This window comes from Actinomadura verrucosospora, assembly GCF_039540335.1.
In the GTDB taxonomy this organism is placed as follows: Bacteria; Actinomycetota; Actinomycetes; order Streptosporangiales; family Streptosporangiaceae; genus Spirillospora; species Spirillospora verrucosospora.
In genome coordinates this window covers 16,585-31,208 of the sequence record NZ_BAABEV010000012.1, presented here as the reverse complement: position 1 = coordinate 31,208, position 14,624 = coordinate 16,585, and the positions used below count along the sequence as shown (strand labels likewise).

At 71.8% G+C, this 14,624-nt stretch carries 12 protein-coding genes and 1 tRNA gene; 6 read left to right on the top strand and 7 right to left on the bottom strand.

The genetic code is table 11. The features are described 5' to 3' along the window. Positions 1–155: 155 nt before the first annotated feature. Positions 156–2,315 (top strand): MMPL family transporter, encoded by a 2,160-nt coding sequence (locus tag ABD944_RS15730; RefSeq protein WP_345176907.1) that lies wholly within the window; start codon positions 156–158, stop codon positions 2,313–2,315. Between the two features lie 141 nt (positions 2,316–2,456). Here the strand turns inward: ABD944_RS15730 and ABD944_RS15725 are convergent, their stop codons facing one another. Beyond that, a complete protein-coding gene (locus ABD944_RS15725) occupies positions 2,457–3,845 on the bottom strand; it encodes a cystathionine beta-synthase (protein ID WP_345176905.1) in 1,389 nt (462 codons plus the stop codon). 186 nt (positions 3,846–4,031) lie between these two features. Between ABD944_RS15725 and ABD944_RS15720 the strand changes: the two genes are divergently transcribed. The 4 genes from ABD944_RS15720 to ABD944_RS15705 all read left to right on the top strand — a co-directional run bounded on the left by ABD944_RS15720 (position 4,032) and on the right by ABD944_RS15705 (position 7,916). Beyond that, positions 4,032–5,216 carry an SGNH/GDSL hydrolase family protein gene (locus tag ABD944_RS15720; protein WP_345176902.1) on the top strand — a complete coding sequence of 395 codons (1,185 nt, stop codon included), beginning with the start codon at positions 4,032–4,034 and terminating at the stop codon, positions 5,214–5,216. A 134-nt stretch (positions 5,217–5,350) separates the two neighbouring features. Then, the gene (locus ABD944_RS15715; protein WP_345176900.1) at positions 5,351–6,571 is read left to right on the top strand and encodes an acetyl-CoA C-acetyltransferase; all 1,221 of its coding nucleotides are present in this window, start codon (positions 5,351–5,353) and stop codon (positions 6,569–6,571) included. A 227-nt stretch (positions 6,572–6,798) separates the two neighbouring features. Then, positions 6,799–7,026, top strand: a complete 228-nt coding sequence (locus ABD944_RS15710) for a DUF4287 domain-containing protein (protein ID WP_179843986.1) — start codon at positions 6,799–6,801, stop codon at positions 7,024–7,026. Positions 7,027–7,544: 518 nt separating this feature from the next. Next, positions 7,545–7,916: an HIT family protein gene (locus ABD944_RS15705; protein WP_345176897.1), complete on the top strand. Its 372-nt coding sequence runs from the start codon at positions 7,545–7,547 to the stop codon at positions 7,914–7,916. A 178-nt stretch (positions 7,917–8,094) separates the two neighbouring features. On the opposite strand, the gene ABD944_RS15700 is transcribed toward ABD944_RS15705, so the two are convergent. The 4 genes from ABD944_RS15700 to ABD944_RS15685 all read right to left on the bottom strand — a co-directional run bounded on the left by ABD944_RS15700 (position 8,095) and on the right by ABD944_RS15685 (position 11,965). Then, the gene (locus ABD944_RS15700; protein WP_345176894.1) at positions 8,095–8,871 is read right to left on the bottom strand and encodes a Bax inhibitor-1/YccA family protein; all 777 of its coding nucleotides are present in this window, start codon (positions 8,869–8,871) and stop codon (positions 8,095–8,097) included. Between the two features lie 348 nt (positions 8,872–9,219). Continuing rightward, positions 9,220–9,292 (bottom strand) — tRNA-Leu (locus ABD944_RS15695). A 113-nt stretch (positions 9,293–9,405) separates the two neighbouring features. Further along, positions 9,406–10,755, bottom strand: coding sequence for an NAD(P)/FAD-dependent oxidoreductase (locus tag ABD944_RS15690; protein WP_345176892.1), 1,350 nt, complete (start codon positions 10,753–10,755; stop codon positions 9,406–9,408). Positions 10,756–11,143: 388 nt separating this feature from the next. Next, on the bottom strand, positions 11,144–11,965 hold the full coding sequence (locus tag ABD944_RS15685) for a uracil-DNA glycosylase (RefSeq protein ID WP_345176889.1): 822 nt from the start codon (positions 11,963–11,965) through the stop codon (positions 11,144–11,146). A gap of 140 nt (positions 11,966–12,105) precedes the next feature. Here ABD944_RS15685 and ABD944_RS15680 point away from each other — a divergent pair, with 140 nt between their 5' ends. Then, on the top strand, positions 12,106–12,882 hold the full coding sequence (locus tag ABD944_RS15680) for a DUF2510 domain-containing protein (RefSeq protein WP_345176887.1): 777 nt from the start codon (positions 12,106–12,108) through the stop codon (positions 12,880–12,882). Between the two features lie 235 nt (positions 12,883–13,117). Here the strand turns inward: ABD944_RS15680 and ABD944_RS15675 are convergent, their stop codons facing one another. Next, positions 13,118–14,068, bottom strand: coding sequence for a Ppx/GppA phosphatase family protein (locus ABD944_RS15675; protein ID WP_345176884.1), 951 nt, complete (start codon positions 14,066–14,068; stop codon positions 13,118–13,120). Then, the gene (locus tag ABD944_RS15670) at positions 14,065–14,619 is read right to left on the bottom strand and encodes a DUF501 domain-containing protein (protein ID WP_345176882.1); all 555 of its coding nucleotides are present in this window, start codon (positions 14,617–14,619) and stop codon (positions 14,065–14,067) included. The genes ABD944_RS15675 and ABD944_RS15670 overlap by 4 nt, the downstream gene beginning before the upstream one ends. Between the last annotated feature and the right edge of the window lie 5 nt (positions 14,620–14,624).

Sequence of the window (14,624 nt, the reverse complement as noted above, 5' to 3'; positions counted from 1 at the left end):
GGGTACGAGGCTATCCACTCCCCGCCCCTCCTAGAGGAGGAGAGTCTCCCCCGGAGGTATCACCCCGCATTTCGGCGCTGCGGGTGACCCCTGCGCGGTGTCCGGTCTCTACTGTTTTACGGGTATCCCTACGACCGTGAATTAAGGAAGCCCCCATGTTCGCTCGGCTCGCGCGCTTCGTCGTGAGACACCCGTGGTGGACGATCGTGGCCTGGCTCGTCGCCGCGGTTCTCATCATCGCCCTCTCCCCCAAGCTCACCACCGAGTCCGACCAGGGCGACTTCCTGCCCTCGAAGTACGAGTCGGTGCAGGCGCTCAAGATCGCTGAAAAGGCTTTCCCGCAGCAGGAGGACACCTCCTCGCTGATCGTGGTGAAGCGCTCGGACGGCCAGCCGTTGACGGCGCAGGACAGCGCCAAGGTGAACGAGGCCGCCAAGTCGCTGAACGCCAAGAAGCCGCCGACCGTCCTCGGCTTCGCCACCGGCCCGCAGGCCCTGGCGCCCAACAAGGCCGTCCAGGTGGTCATGGTGCCGATGAAGGGCACCTCGATGGACGACAGCAAGAAGCAGGGCGAGGCGGTCAAGCAGATACGCAAGGACCTGCCCACCCTGCTGAAGGGCAGCGGGATGGAGGCCAAGGTCGGCGGTGACGTCGCCGGCTTCGTCGACAACGAGGACTCCTTCAACAAGTCCTTCGAGATCGTCGGCATCGCCACCTTCGTGCTGATCATCGGCCTGATCCTGCTGATCTTCCGGGCCCCGCTGGCGGCGATCCTGCCGATCGTCGTCATCACCGTGACCATGCAGGTCGCGATGGGCCTGATCGGCACGGCCTCGAAGATCTTCGGATTCTCCGGCGACGACAGCCTCAGCACCATCATCCTGATCGTGCTCTTCGGCATCGGCGCCGACTACTACCTGTTCCTGATGTTCCGGTTCCGCGAGCGGCTGCGGGCCGGCGACGACAAGAAGACCGCGATGATCACCGCGGTGGAGCGGGTCGGCGAGGTCATCTCCTCGGCCGCCGCCGCCATCGCCGTGACGTTCCTGGTCCTGCTGCTCGCGACGTTCGGCGTCTTCAGCGCCTGGGGCCCGTCCCTGGCCATCGCCGTCGTCGTGATGGGCATCACCTCGCTGACGCTGTTCCCCGCGCTCGTCTCGCTGCTCGGCACCGCCGTCTTCTGGCCGTCCAAGGCGTGGAAGAAGCAGCCGAAGGACAGGTTCTCCACGGCCATCGGCCGCGGCGTCGGCAAGCGCCCCGCGCTCGCCGCGGCGGCGTCCGGGCTCGTCCTGGTCGTGCTGGCGCTCGGCACCCTCGGTTTCAAGGCCGACTACGACTTCGCGGCCGGCTTCCCGCAGGACACCGAGTCCGCGCAGGCGACCAAGGACATGGAGAAGGGCTTCCCGCCCGGCCTGACCACCCCGGTCCAGGTGTTCATCAAGAGCCAGAACGGGCAGCCGGTCAGCCAGCAGCAGACCCAGGCGTTCAGCAAGGCCGTCGAGAACGCGCCCGGCGTCGGCAGGGTGCAGCCGCCCGTCCCCGGCCAGGACAAGACCGTGGCCCGGGTCGACCTGGTGCTGAAGCTCAACCCCGCGTCCAACAAGGCGATCAGCCTGGTCAAGGACGACCTGACGCCCGCCGTGCACAAGGCGGCGCCGGAGGGCACCCGCACCTACGTCGGCGGACCGACGGCGATCTTCTCCGACATCAACACGGTCAACAACCGCGACCTGTCGGTGATCCTGCCGGTGGCGGCGGTCCTGATCGCGCTGATCCTGGCGCTGCTGCTGAGGTCGGTGGTCGCGCCGCTCTACCTGGTCGTGGCCGTCCTGCTGGGCTTCGCGGCGACGCTCGGCTCCGCGGTGTACGTCTTCCAGGGCGCGATGGGCGAGGCCGGCGTCACCTTCCAGCTGCCGATCGTCCTCTACCTGTTCGTGCTGGCCATCGGGACCGACTACAACATCCTGATGACGGCGCGGCTGCGCGAGGAGGCCAAGGAGGGCCACGAGCCGCGGAAGGCGGCGGCGCTGGCCGTCCAGCACGGCGGCCCGACGGTCGCCGCGGCGGGCCTCATCCTGGCCGGCACGTTCTCGGTGATGATGCTCGCGCCGGTCTCGATGCTCCAGCAGATGGGCTTCTCGGTGGCGATCGGCATCGCGCTGTCGGCCTTCGTGATGTCCACCTTCCTGGTGCCGGGCCTGACCGCGATGCTGGGCCACCGGGCCTGGTGGCCGGGCCACGGCGACGAGCCGAAGAAGCAGCCGCGTGCGAACGACACGCGGGAGGACTTCGCCCCGACCGGGCACCGCGGCTAGCGGCGCCCCCGAGACGTCGGGTCGCGGGGGCCGGCCCATAACGCCGCCCACCGGCCGGGCCCCGCGACCCGACACCTGAACGGCCGAGCGCCTGGAGATCATCGATCTCCAGGCGCTCGGCCGTTCTCCGCTCCGCCGGGGTCAGCCGGTGGAGTCGGACAGGAAGGCCAGAAGGTCCTGCCGGGTGATGAGGCCCTTGGGCTTGCCGTCCACGAGGACGACGGCGGCGCCGGACTTCTCCAGGACGCCGACGGCCTTGCTGACCGGCTCGCCGGAGCCGAGCGTCGGCAGCGGCGCCGACATGTGCGACTCGACCGGCTCGGTCATCTTGGCCTGGCCCTTGACCATGATGTCGAGCAGGTCGGTCTCCCCGACCGAGCCGACCACCTCGGCCGCCATGACCGGCGGCTCCTCCTTCATCACCGGCAGCTGCGACACCTCGTACTCGCGCATGATGGCGATCGCGGTCTGCACGGTCTCGTGCGGGTGGACGTGCACGAACTCCGGCAGCGTGCCGCCCTTGCGGGTGAGCACCTCGCCGACCCGCGCCTCCTCGGTGGAGGGGGTGAGGAAGCCGTAGTCCGCCATCCAGCTGTCGTTGAAGATCTTGCCGAGGTAGCCGCGGCCGCCGTCGGGCAGCAGCACCACGATCACCGCGTCCGGATCGGCGCGCTCGGCCACGCGCAGCGCGGCGACGACCGCCATCCCGCAGGACCCGCCGACGAGCAGCGCCTCCTCGCGGGCGAGGCGGCGGGTCATGGTGAAGGAGTCCTTGTCGGACACCGCGATGACCTCGTCGCAGATGTCGCGGTCGTAGGTCTCGGGCCAGATGTCCTCGCCGACGCCCTCGGTGAGGTAGGGGCGGCCGCTGCCGCCGGAGTAGACCGAGCCCTCCGGGTCCGCGCCGACGATCCGGACCCGTCCGCCGGAGACCTCCTTGAGGTACCGGCCGACGCCGCTGATCGTCCCGCCGGTGCCGATGCCCGCGACGAAGTGCGTGATGCGGCCCTCGGTCTGCTCCCACAGCTCCGGCCCGGTCGTCTCGTAGTGCGACTGGGGGTTCTGCGGGTTGGTGTACTGGTTCGGCTTCCACGCGTCGGGGATCTCGGTGACGAGGCGGTCCGAGACCGAGTAGTAGGAGTCGGGGTGCTCGGGGTTCACCGCCGTCGGGCAGACGACCACCTCGGCGCCGTACGCGCGCAGCACGTCGATCTTGTCCTTGCCGACCTTGTCGGGGCAGACGAAGACGCACCGGTAGCCGCGCTCCTGCGCGACGATGGCGAGGCCGACCCCGGTGTTGCCGGACGTCGGCTCGACGATCGTCCCTCCGGGGCGCAGCTCGCCCGACTTCTCGGCGGCGTCGATCATGCGGACCGCGATGCGGTCCTTCACCGACCCGCCGGGGTTGAAGTACTCCACCTTGGCGAGCACCTGCGGCGCCCGGCCGCCGCCCACGCCGGCGGTCACCTTGCGCAGCCGGACGAGCGGGGTGTTGCCCATCAGCTCGATGAGCGAGTCGTGTACGTGCACCGCGACATCCTTGTCGTTCAGTGTGTTGATCTTATGGTTGCGTCCCTGGTCGGCCGCCGGTCGCGCGCCGAAACCGGCGCGGTGACCGGAAGGCTTCCCGTTCTCGACGGTAGCCGAGATCCGCCACCGCAGGTATCGCGACCCTTTCGTGCGGGTAGGTACAAATTCACGGAGGGTCAGCGCAGCATGTGGAGAGCATTCACCGCCCGCCGCATCGCGGCCGCCGCGGCCTATGGCGGCGGAGGCATCACCGCGCTCGGCGGCATCACGTTCGGTCTGCTGCTGATGCAGGCCAGGCTCGCCCGCAGGACCATCCTCGCACGGCCGAACGGCGACCCGCCGATCGCCGACGGCCTGTACGGCGGGACGCGCGGCGGCGACCCGCTCTCGCTGGTCATGCTGGGCGACTCGACCGCCGCCGGGCTCGGCGTGCGCACCCCGGAGGAGACTCCCGCCGCGCTGCTGGCGGCCGGGCTGTCCGCGATCGCGGGACGTCCCGTCCGGCTGACGAACGTCGCCCGCTCCGGTTCCCGCTCGCAGGCGCTCGACGGCCAGGTCGACCAGGCCCTGCAGACCCGTCCCGACGTCGCCGTCATCATGATCGGCGCGAACGACGTGACGGGGCGGGTCCCGGCCGCCGAGTCCGTCCGGCACCTGGCCCGCGCGGTGGAGCGGCTGCGCGGCGCCGGCGGCGAGGTCGTCGTCGGCACCTGCCCCGACCTGGGCTCCGTGAAGTCGCTGATGCCGCCGCTGCGCTGGTTCGCGCGCCGCGCGAGCCGGCAGCTCGCCGCCGCCCAGACGATCGCCGTCGTCGAGCGCGGCGGCCGCTCGGTGTCGCTCGGCGACCTGCTCGGCCACGAGTTCGCCGCCGACCCGCTCGCGATGTTCAGCGAGGACCGCTACCACCCGTCCGCCCGCGGCTACGCCGCCGCATCGGCCGCCGTGCTGCCGTCGATGGCGGCCGCGCTGGGCCTGGGGCACGATCTGTCCGACCACCTGGCGGCGGACGTCCTGCCCGTCTACCTCGCCGCCGCCGAGGCCGCCGAGCGGGCCGGCACGGAGGTCAGCGGCGCGTCCGTCGCCGGGCTCGACCGCGGCCCCCGGGGCCGCTGGGCCACCCTGCGGTACCCGCTGCGGCACCTGCCCCGGCGCCACGCGGCCGGACACCTTCCCCGGGAGGACGGCCCGGCGCTCACGGAGCCGGAGCCCGCCCGGTCACCGGTGGCGGGCCCCGGCGGTCCGGGGTGCCGGCCGAGGCTTCGCCCGCGCTGGCGGTGGCCCGGCCGGTGGCGGCGGTCCCACTCTCCGGTGCCCGGCGTCCCGGACACATGGGGCGGCGGTCACCCGGCCGCCGGGACCTCGCCCAGGTGAACGAGGTAAGCCCGCACTTATTGGACGTTCCGTCCACCAGGCGCGGGGGGCGGCGTGTACGGGGCGGGGGGCCAGCGGCTAGATTGCTGGTGACCGGTGAGTAACACCGTTGGCGCTGAGAAGGAGACCCGCACATGCCCGAGGCAGTCATCGTCGCAACCGCGCGCTCGCCGATCGGGCGCGCCTTCAAGGGGTCGCTCAAGGACATCCGGCCCGACGACCTCACCGCCCAGATGGTCACCGCCGCGATGGCGAAGGTCCCGCAGCTGGACCCGAGCCAGATCGACGACCTGCTGCTCGGCTGCGGCCTGCCCGGCGGCGAGCAGGGCTACAACATGGGCCGCGTGGTGTCGGTCCTGCTGGGCTGGGACAACGTGCCCGGCGCCACCATCACCCGGTACTGCTCGTCCTCGCTCCAGACGACGCGGATGGCGCTGCACGCGATCCGCGCCGGGGAGGCCGACGTCATCGTCTCGGCGGGCGTCGAGACCGTCAGCCGGTTCGCCAAGGGCAGCAGCGACGGCCTGCCCGACACGCAGAACCCGCTGTTCGCCGACGCCCAGGAGCGCACCGCCAAGGCCGGCGAGGGCGGCGCCGCCGTGTGGCACGACCCGCGCGAGGACGGCGCGCTGCCCGACATCTACATCGCGATGGGCCAGACCGCCGAGAACGTGGCGGCCCTGCGCGGCGTTTCCCGCCAGGCGCAGGACGAGTTCGGCGTCCGCTCGCAGAACCTCGCCGAGAAGGCTCTCGCCAACGGGTTCTGGGAGAAGGACATCACCCCCGTGACGCTGCCGGACGGCTCCGTCGTGGCCAAGGACGACGGCCCCCGCCCCGGCACCACCTACGAGAAGGTGTCGCAGCTCAAGCCGGTCTTCCGCCCGGACGGGACGGTCACCGCCGGCAACTGCTGCCCGCTGAACGACGGCGCCGCCGCGGTCGTGGTCATGAGCGACACCAAGGCCGCCGAACTCGGCATCACCCCGCTGGCCCGCATCGTGTCGACCGGCGTCACCGGCCTGTCCCCCGAGATCATGGGGCTCGGCCCGGTGGAGGCGTCCCGCCGGGCCCTGGCCAAGGCCGGGATGACGATCGACGACATCGACCTCGTCGAGATCAACGAGGCGTTCGCGGCGCAGGTGCTGCCGTCCGCCGAGGAGCTCGGCATCGATCACGACAAGCTGAACGTCAACGGCGGCGCGATCGCGGTCGGTCACCCCTTCGGCATGACCGGCGCCCGGATCACCTCCACGCTCCTCAACGGCCTCAGGTTCCACGACAAGCAGTTCGGTCTGGAGACGATGTGCGTGGGCGGCGGCCAGGGCATGGCCATGGTCCTGGAGCGCCTCTCCTAAAGGTAAGACCAGCCTTACCCAGGGAAACGGAAACCTGACCCCTGCACGGTGGCCCGCGCGGAACCGCCCTCACGCGGCTCCCTGCGGGCCACCTGCGCGTTTCCGGGGATCATCCCCGTTACGGATGATCTACATAACGTCATGGATAGGTCCCCGTTAGGGGGTTGTCACATGCGGAGAGGTGTTGCAGAGTCGGCAGGAAGAGCCCCGCGACCTGGAGGTGCCAATTGTCACTGAACCACTCGCCGGAGACGCACAGCAAGCTGATAGCCCGCATTCCGCAAGTCACCGGACGTGACATCCCCGAGTGGTTCACCACGATCGAGAACGGGCCCTCGTTCACGCGCTGCGAGGAACGCAGCACCTGGCTGGCCGAGGAGCACAACCTCTCCCACGGCTACGCCGCGGCCCTGGTCCGCGAGCACGAGCGCACGCGCCGCGCCCGCCACTACTGAGCACGCGCCTCCCCTGGGGAGGGCGCGCCGATCGAACGTCATACCGAACGTTGCGGGATCCCGCCAGAGGGTGTCCCCGCCGTCGTGCCGCTGCGCGCCACGACCTTGGCGCAGAGATCCCGCACAGATCAGCCCCACGCCGCCCGGCGCGGGGCTGATCAACGCGTGGAGCGCCCCGGCCAGGACCCGCGCCCAGGCGCCGTTACGTTGCCGGTGTTGAACGGCCCGTAGACCGCCTGCCAGGAGCCGTAGCATTCAGGCACGTCCCACCAGGGTGCCCCGGCCCGTCTACCGGTGACCTCACTGCGTCCGGCTCACAACACGCCGGCTCACCCCACCCCGAAACACTCACTGCGGCGCGCGCGGACGGCCGGGACGGGAGCGCCCCCGGACCGCACGCGCAGCCCGGCCTGGGCGGCGCACGTCACACTTGCCAGATGGCCCCGGCCGGGCACGGTCGTCCCCCGAAGCCGCGTCCTGCAAACCAGCATGGGCGCCGCACAAACGGGGAGATGACCATGACCAAGCCGATCAGCACCGAGCGCGGCTCGTGCATTTTCTGCAAGATCGTCGAAGGTACGGCTCCTGCCGAGATCGTGCGGGAGTGGCCGGACGCGGTGGCATTCGTGCCGCTCGGTCCGGTCGTGGAGGGCCACGTCCTGGTGGTGCCCCGCGTGCACGTCGACGACGTCACCGAGGACCCGATGGTCTCGGCGACGACGATGGCCAGGGCGGCCGAGCTCGCCCGCGAGGCGTTCCCGTGCAACGTGATCACCTCGGCGGGCGGCGAGGCCACCCAGACGATCTTCCACCTGCACATCCACATCGTCCCCCGGCGGGCAGGCGACGACCTGCACCTCCCGTGGACCGACCCGGTGGTCAGCGACTGACCTCCGGGCAGATCGCCACCACCCGCTACGACGAAGAGCCAGCACACACAGCGTCTCGGACGCTGGCTGCCTGACATATCAACTCCGGCGAAGGGCCCGGAATCCCGGGCCCTTCTTCTCGAAGCGCGCCGACCGGAGACCTCACTGCGTCGGGCTCACAACACGCCGACGCTCACCCCTAGTCGCGCCCGGAGAAGTAGCTGAGCAGCCGCAGGATCTCCAGGTAGATCCACACCAGGCTCAGCACCAGCCCGAACGCGCAGTACCAGGCGAACTTCTCGGGCGCGCCCGTCCGCACCCCGGTCTCGACCGCGTCGAAGTCGAGCAGCAGGAAGAAGCAGCCGACGAGGATCGCGACGACGCTGAAGGCGTAGGCGAGGGGGTTGCCGGGGTCGCGGATCCCGATGCCGTGGTCGCCGCCGAACAGGTACACGACCCAGTTGACGAGCATCAGCCCGATCAGCGCGAGCCCGGCGGCCATGACGAACCGGGCGAACTTGGGCGTGACCCGGACGATGCGCAGCGCGTAGACGGCGAGGGTGGCGCCGAACGCCAGCGCCGTCCCGACCACCGCCTGGAAGACCACTCCGTGGTAGATGTCGTTGTAGGAGTGGCTGACGATCCCGACGACGACGCCGTAGACGGCGGCGAACGCCAGCACCGTCGCCGCGTTCGCCTTGCGGCCGAACGCGATGAACGCCCAGATGCCGATCTCGGCGATGAGCGCCACGACCAGCACGGGCGCGGCGCGCGCGGTCGGCACCAGCGCCCAGGCCAGCGCCGCCGTGGCCACCAGGGTCACGAGCGTCAAAAATCCGCGGACGACGACGTCGTCCATGGTCATCGTCCTGGTGGCGGCCGGCGCGTACCCGGGCGCGGCATAGGCGGCCCCGCCGTACCCTCCGCCCCGCTGGTCGAAGGCGCTCCCCCGGAACGCCGGGTTTCTGCTCTCCATCAGGTCTCCACTTCCGCCGAGGTGACCCACCAGTCTAAGCCGCGAACCCCCCAGTTGATCAGCCCCAACACCCCCCGAAAAGCCCCCCGAGCCGCAGCACTCGCCCACCCGCGCAGCGAAGGCGAAGCCGAGCACGGGCCAGACGACCGCCGACCCCGACCCGAGGAGAAGGCGATGGCGAAGCCGAGCCCACGCGAGGGCGAAGCCCGAGCATCGGGGGTTCCAGGGGGTCGCCCCCTGGGCGGACACAGCGAGCCCCGGCGAAGCCGTCAAAGACGGCGAGCAGGGTCCGCCGCCGAGAGCCAAGGCGAAGCCGATAGAAGATCGGCGAGCAGGGTTCGCCGCACGTGCCCCTGGTCGGACTCGAACCGACACACTGGCTCTTTTAGGGAGCCCGCCTCTGCCGTTGGGCTACAGGGGCGGCGTCATCATATCGAGTCAGTGGTTGTCGCCGCCGTCTCCAAGGGCCGTGATTGTGGAGCTCTGGCGGCCGGGTTCGGCCAGTGGAACGGTCCGGCCGGTCAAGGCGGGTTGTCAGATGTCACGCTGGCGTCCGGCGGCGAGTTCGAACTCCTGGCGGGGCCATTCGAGTTCGCCGAGCGAAACGATCTCGCGGCGGAAGAACGCGGAGAGCGTCCAGTCCATGGTGATGCGGAACTTGCGGTTGACGGTCGGCATGCGCGACAGGTGGTAGGTGCGGTGCATGAACCACGCGGGCAGGCCGCGCAGTTTGAGGCCGTAGACGTTGGCGACGCCCTTGTGCAGGCCGAGGCCGGCGACCGAGCCGACGTAGGCGTGCACGTACGGTTTGCGGGGCTTGCCGCGCAGGTCCGCCACGATGTTGTCGGCGAGGCGCTTGGCCTGCCGGACGGCGTGCTGGGCGTTGGGGGCGGTGAAGTCGCCGGTGTCGGTGAGGTCGGGGACGGCGGCGTTGTCGCCGGCGGCGTAGACGCCGTCGAGCCCTTCGACGGTGAGCTCGGCGGTGGTCCTGATACGGCTCTTGTCGTCGAGGGGGAGGTCGCTCTCCTTGACGACGGGGTGCGGTTTGACGCCGGCGGTCCAGACGAGGGTGCCGGCCTCGAACTCCTCGCCGTCGCTCAGCACGATGCGCCGCTTCTCGGCGGACTTGAGCAGCGTGTTCATCTTGACCTCGATGCCGCGGCGACGCAGGGCCTCGGCGGTCCAGCGGCCCATCTCGGGGCCCACCTCGGGGAGGATGCGGTCGGTGGCCTCGACCATCATCCAGCGCATCTCCCTCTCGTCGATCGTCGGGTACCACTTGCAGGCGTCGCGGGCCATGTCCTCCAGCTCGGCCATGGCCTCGACGCCCGCGAACCCGGCGCCGACGAACACGAACGTGAGGGCGCGCTTGCGGACGGCCTCGTTGTCCGGGTTGGACGCGGCGATGTCGAGCTGGTGCAGGACGTGGTTGCGCAGGAAGATCGCCTCTTCGACGGTCTTGAAGCCGATCCCGCACTCGGCGAGGCCCGGGATGGGCAGGGTCCGCGAGATGGAGCCGAGGCTGACGACGAGCATGTCGTACTCGACGTCCCGCTCCGGCACGCCGGAGGTGTGCGCGCCGGCGGGGCGGAGGGTGAGCCGTCTGGAGGCGTTGTCGATCCGCGTCACGAACCCGTTCACGATGCGGCAGCGGTTCAGGACCTTGCGCAGCGGCGCGACGACGTGGCGGGGCTCCAGGTTCCCCGCGGCGGCCTCGGGCAGGAACGGCTGGTAGGTCATGTAAGACTGCGGGTCGATGACGGTGACGGCGACCTCGCCGCGGCGCATCTCGCCGCGCAGCCTCTTCTGCAGGCGCAGGGCCGTGTACATGCCGACGTATCCGCCGCCGACGATCACGATCTGTTTCGTGCGCTGGGTTGGCATATCCGGAGCGATACCCGGTTCTGCCGCTGCCTCACGTCTTGGGGGGAGGTGCGAACTTCCGCGGCGCGCCCGACATCTCATCCGATGTACCACCAAGAGGGAGACCGCGAGGTCAGGGCCCGACGGGGGCGCCAAGCGGTCGCGGGGCGGCGGACCGGTGCAGGGGCCGGTCCGCCGCGCCGCGGCCGCTTGGCCACGGCCCTGCCTCGCAGTCGAACTCTTCGTGGGACGGCTTTCAGGGGGAAGCGATGCCACGAATCATCTGGGGCACCATCGGCGTCGCGGCCTTGACCGCTCTCGCGGGGTGCGGTGGGAGCGGCTCGAACGCCGGGCGCACGTCGTCGGAGGGGACGGCCCGGCGTCCGCCCCTCGCCGCGCCCCCTCCGGCCTAGTGGAAGTCGCGGGCGCGGACGAACACCGCGTCCAGCATCTCCTCGGTGACGCGTCCGGTGAAGGTGTTCTGCTGGCTCGGGTGGTAGCACCCCAGGAGCAGGACGGGGTCGCGCCGGGACGCCGACGGCGGCGGAGCCAGCTCGACCTCGGCGCCGTGGCCGAACTTCGGCCGGGGGCGCGGCACCGCGTACCCGGCCTGCTTCAGCGCGGGCCACACGCCCTGCCAGGCGAAACCGCCGAGGCACACGACGCAGCGGACGCTCGGGGCGACCTGCTCGACCTCGCGCGCGAGCCACGGCAGGCAGGTCGCCCGCTCCAGGGGCGTCGGCTTGTTGTCGGGCGGGGCGCACCGGACGGTCGCCGCCATCCGCGCGCCGATGAGCCGCTGCCCGTCGCCCGCGTGGACGCTGGTCGGCCGGGCCGCCAGCCCGACCCGGTGCAGGGACGCGAACAGCCAGTCGCCCGAGCGGTCGCCGGTGAAGATGCGGCCGGTGCGGTTGCCGCCGTGCGCGGCGGGGGCGAGGCCGACGATCAGGATGCGCGGCCGCTCGTCGCCCCATCCGGCGACGGGGCGGCCCCAGTACCGCTCGTCCGCGAACGCCCGGCGGCGCTGGACGGCGACCTTCTCCCGCCATTCCACGAGCCGGTCGCAGGCCCGGCACACCGACTGGCGGGCGCACAGCTCGTGCAGATCCGGCGCCCCGGCGGCCAGGTCGGCGACGTCGCCGGCGCCGTGCGCGACGGGGGTCGCGGGGGCGGCGGGGTCTTCCGGCCACCCTGACCCGGGCGGCACGAACGGAGGGTTGGCGGGCGGCATACCACCGATCGTCCCACGCCACGGCCGGTGGCCGGGTTCCGCCCATGACCGGTGGGAGGCGGGTCCGGTCGGTACGATGCGTTCGCCGGTCGGGGAGGCGGGTGTCTCGGCACGCGCGCTGTGCGAAGCGGGAGGCAGGAGTGTCGCAACCGGGCTGGTACCCCGACCCCTACGGCACGGGCAGCCTGCGCTGGTGGGACGGGGAGAGCTGGACCGAGCGGCTGAACCCCGAGACCGACCGCCCGCCCCGGCTCCCGCGCCGCGAGCAGCAGGGCGGCACCGGGTCCGCCGGCGGGGAGCACTACACCGCCCCGCACGCGCCGACCTGGGACCGCGCCCCGTCCGTCCCCTCCCTGGACGTGAACGTGCGCGGCCTGCACCTGCACGCCGACCACCAGGGCGTCGCCTACGGGAACGCCTCGCTCGCCTGGCCGCGCGTGGAGTGGGTGGCGTACTGGGCGGCGGAGCGCCCGGCGGGCCCCGGCCACGCCCCCGGCACGCAGTGGGTCTTCCAGGCGGGGCGGCATCCGTTCCGCGGCGGGCCCCGCGTGGAGGTGGTGATCGAACCGGGTGCGGCGCCCGGCCGCGCGGCGGGGCCGGGCGGCGAGCCGGAGCGCGTCTGGGGGCGGTTGATCCAGCTCTGCCAGGAGCACGCGGAGCCGCGGCTCGTCGAGGAGCTGGCCGGCCGCGTCCGCGCGGGCGAGTCGGTCGACGTGGCGCAGGGGCTGACCGTCCATCCGGGCGGCGTGCGCGGCGACCGGGTATCGCTGAGCTGGTCGTCGATCTCCACCGCGACCGTCGACCGGGGCCGGGTCTGGATCCAGCAGGCCGGCGGCACCGCGCCGGTGCTCTACGTCCCGCAGCAGAACCCGAACGCCGTGCTGATCCCCGCCCTGCTGTCCCGGCTCAGGTATTAAGGCCTGGCTCGAGTCACGACCAAGGCCGCAGCAGCCGATCCCCATCCTTGCCAGCCAGAAGCAAACTCACAGCCTGTGTGGAAGTGGTCTCGGCCTATGCCCGCGAACGCGTGACCTGCCCGGTGGAGCGAAGCCGGAGGCGAGCGGAACCGGGCAGATCGCGAAGCGATGCCGCGTTCGCCCAGGCACGGTCACGTAGCGAGCCGCAAGGCGAGCGAAGGGGGCCGGGACTGAATCAACACAGCGACCAGGCGATGCCGTCGAGGATGTCGTGCTCGCTGACGACGACGGCCCCGAATCCGTACTCGCGCATGATCCGGTCGAGGATGAGCGCGCCCGCCCCGATCACGTCGACGCGGCCGGGGTGCATGACGCCGAACTCGGCGCGCTCGGCGCGGGTGGCGTGCAGCAGCCGCCGCGTCACCTCGTGCACCTGCCCGGCGGTGATCCGCGCCAGGTGGATGCGGGCCGGCTCGTAGCTCGGCAGGTCGAGCGCGATCCCGGCGACCGTGGTGACGGATCCGGCGAGCCCCACGAGGGTGCGCGCCTCGTCCACCGGGACGGTCTCGCGGACGGCGGCGAGCGCGGTGTCGATGTCGGCGGCGGCGTTGGAGATCTGCTCGGGCGAGGGCGGGTCGTCCTTGAGGTGCCGCTCGGTCATCCGCACGCAGCCGATGTCGATGGAGCGGGCCGCGTCCGCCGAGGAGCTGCCGAGCACGATCTCGGTGGACCCGCCGCCGATGTCGACGACCAGGTAGGGGCGGGCGGGGCGCAGCTTCGCCAGCTCGCGCGTGGCGCCGGTGAACGACAGCGCGGCCTCCTCGTCCCCGCTGATCACCTCGGGGACGACGCCGAAGATGTCGACGACGCCGCTGACGAAGTCGGCCCGGTTGGCGGCGTCGCGGGTCGCGCTGGTCGCGACCACCCGGGTCTTGACCGGCCCGTGCCCGTCGCCGTGCCGCTCGATCAGCTCGGCGTACCCGCGCATCGCGGTGAAGGTGCGCTCCAGCGCGGCGGGCGACAGCCGCCCGGTCTGGTCGACCCCCTCCCCCAGCCGGACGATCTCCATCCGGCGCTCGACGTCGGTCAGCGTGGCGCCGGCCTCGCCGTCGCCACCGGCCTCGATGTCGGCGATCAGCAGGCGGACCGAGTTGGTCCCGCAGTCGATGGCCGCGACGCGCGTCACCGCGCCTCCCCGGGTTCAGGTTCCGATTCGACAGGTTCGACGGTCTCTCCAGGTTCGACCTGAACGCAGGGCCCCGAGCGCCACCAGTCGGGCAGCGCGTCCAGGGCCTCGCGGCCGAACGGGTTGACGCCCGGCACCGCCAGCTCGTGCGCGACGAGGGCGTGCAGGCACTTGACGCGCTCCGGCATTCCGCCGGCGCTCTGCATGCCCTCGGGAAGCGGTTCGACGCCGTCCTCGCGGGCGGCCTCGTCGCGGCGGCGGAGGTAGTCCTCGTGGGCGGCGGCGTACTTCGCCGCCAGGGACGGGTCGCCGGCGAGCCTGGCCTGCATGTCGCGCATGACGCCGCTCCCCTCCAGGGTCCCGATGGCCGAGGCCGCCTTCGGGCACGTCAGGTAGAACAGCGTGGGGAAGGGCGTCCCGTCCGGGAGCCGCGGCGCCGTCTCGATCACGGCGGGCTGCCCGCACGGGCAGCGCCCCGCCACGCGGCGGACGCCGCGCGGCTCGCGCCCGAGCTGGGCCGCGACCGCGGCCGTGTCACGTGCATCGATCATGTATC

What these genes read in the sequence shown, in the direction of transcription:
- ABD944_RS15730 (WP_345176907.1), top strand. Translation starts at nt 156, where the DNA reads ATGTTCGCTCGGCTCGCGCGCTTCGTCGTGAGACACCCGTGGTGGACG.
- ABD944_RS15720 (WP_345176902.1), top strand. Translation starts at nt 4,032, where the DNA reads ATGTGGAGAGCATTCACCGCCCGCCGCATCGCGGCCGCCGCGGCCTAT.
- ABD944_RS15715 (WP_345176900.1), top strand. Translation starts at nt 5,351, where the DNA reads ATGCCCGAGGCAGTCATCGTCGCAACCGCGCGCTCGCCGATCGGGCGC.
- ABD944_RS15705 (WP_345176897.1), top strand. Translation starts at nt 7,545, where the DNA reads ATGACCAAGCCGATCAGCACCGAGCGCGGCTCGTGCATTTTCTGCAAG.
- ABD944_RS15700 (WP_345176894.1), bottom strand. Translation starts at nt 8,871, where the DNA reads ATGGAGAGCAGAAACCCGGCGTTCCGGGGGAGCGCCTTCGACCAGCGG.
- ABD944_RS15690 (WP_345176892.1), bottom strand. Translation starts at nt 10,755, where the DNA reads ATGCCAACCCAGCGCACGAAACAGATCGTGATCGTCGGCGGCGGATAC.
- ABD944_RS15685 (WP_345176889.1), bottom strand. Translation starts at nt 11,965, where the DNA reads ATGCCGCCCGCCAACCCTCCGTTCGTGCCGCCCGGGTCAGGGTGGCCG.
- ABD944_RS15670 (WP_345176882.1), bottom strand. Translation starts at nt 14,619, where the DNA reads ATGATCGATGCACGTGACACGGCCGCGGTCGCGGCCCAGCTCGGGCGC.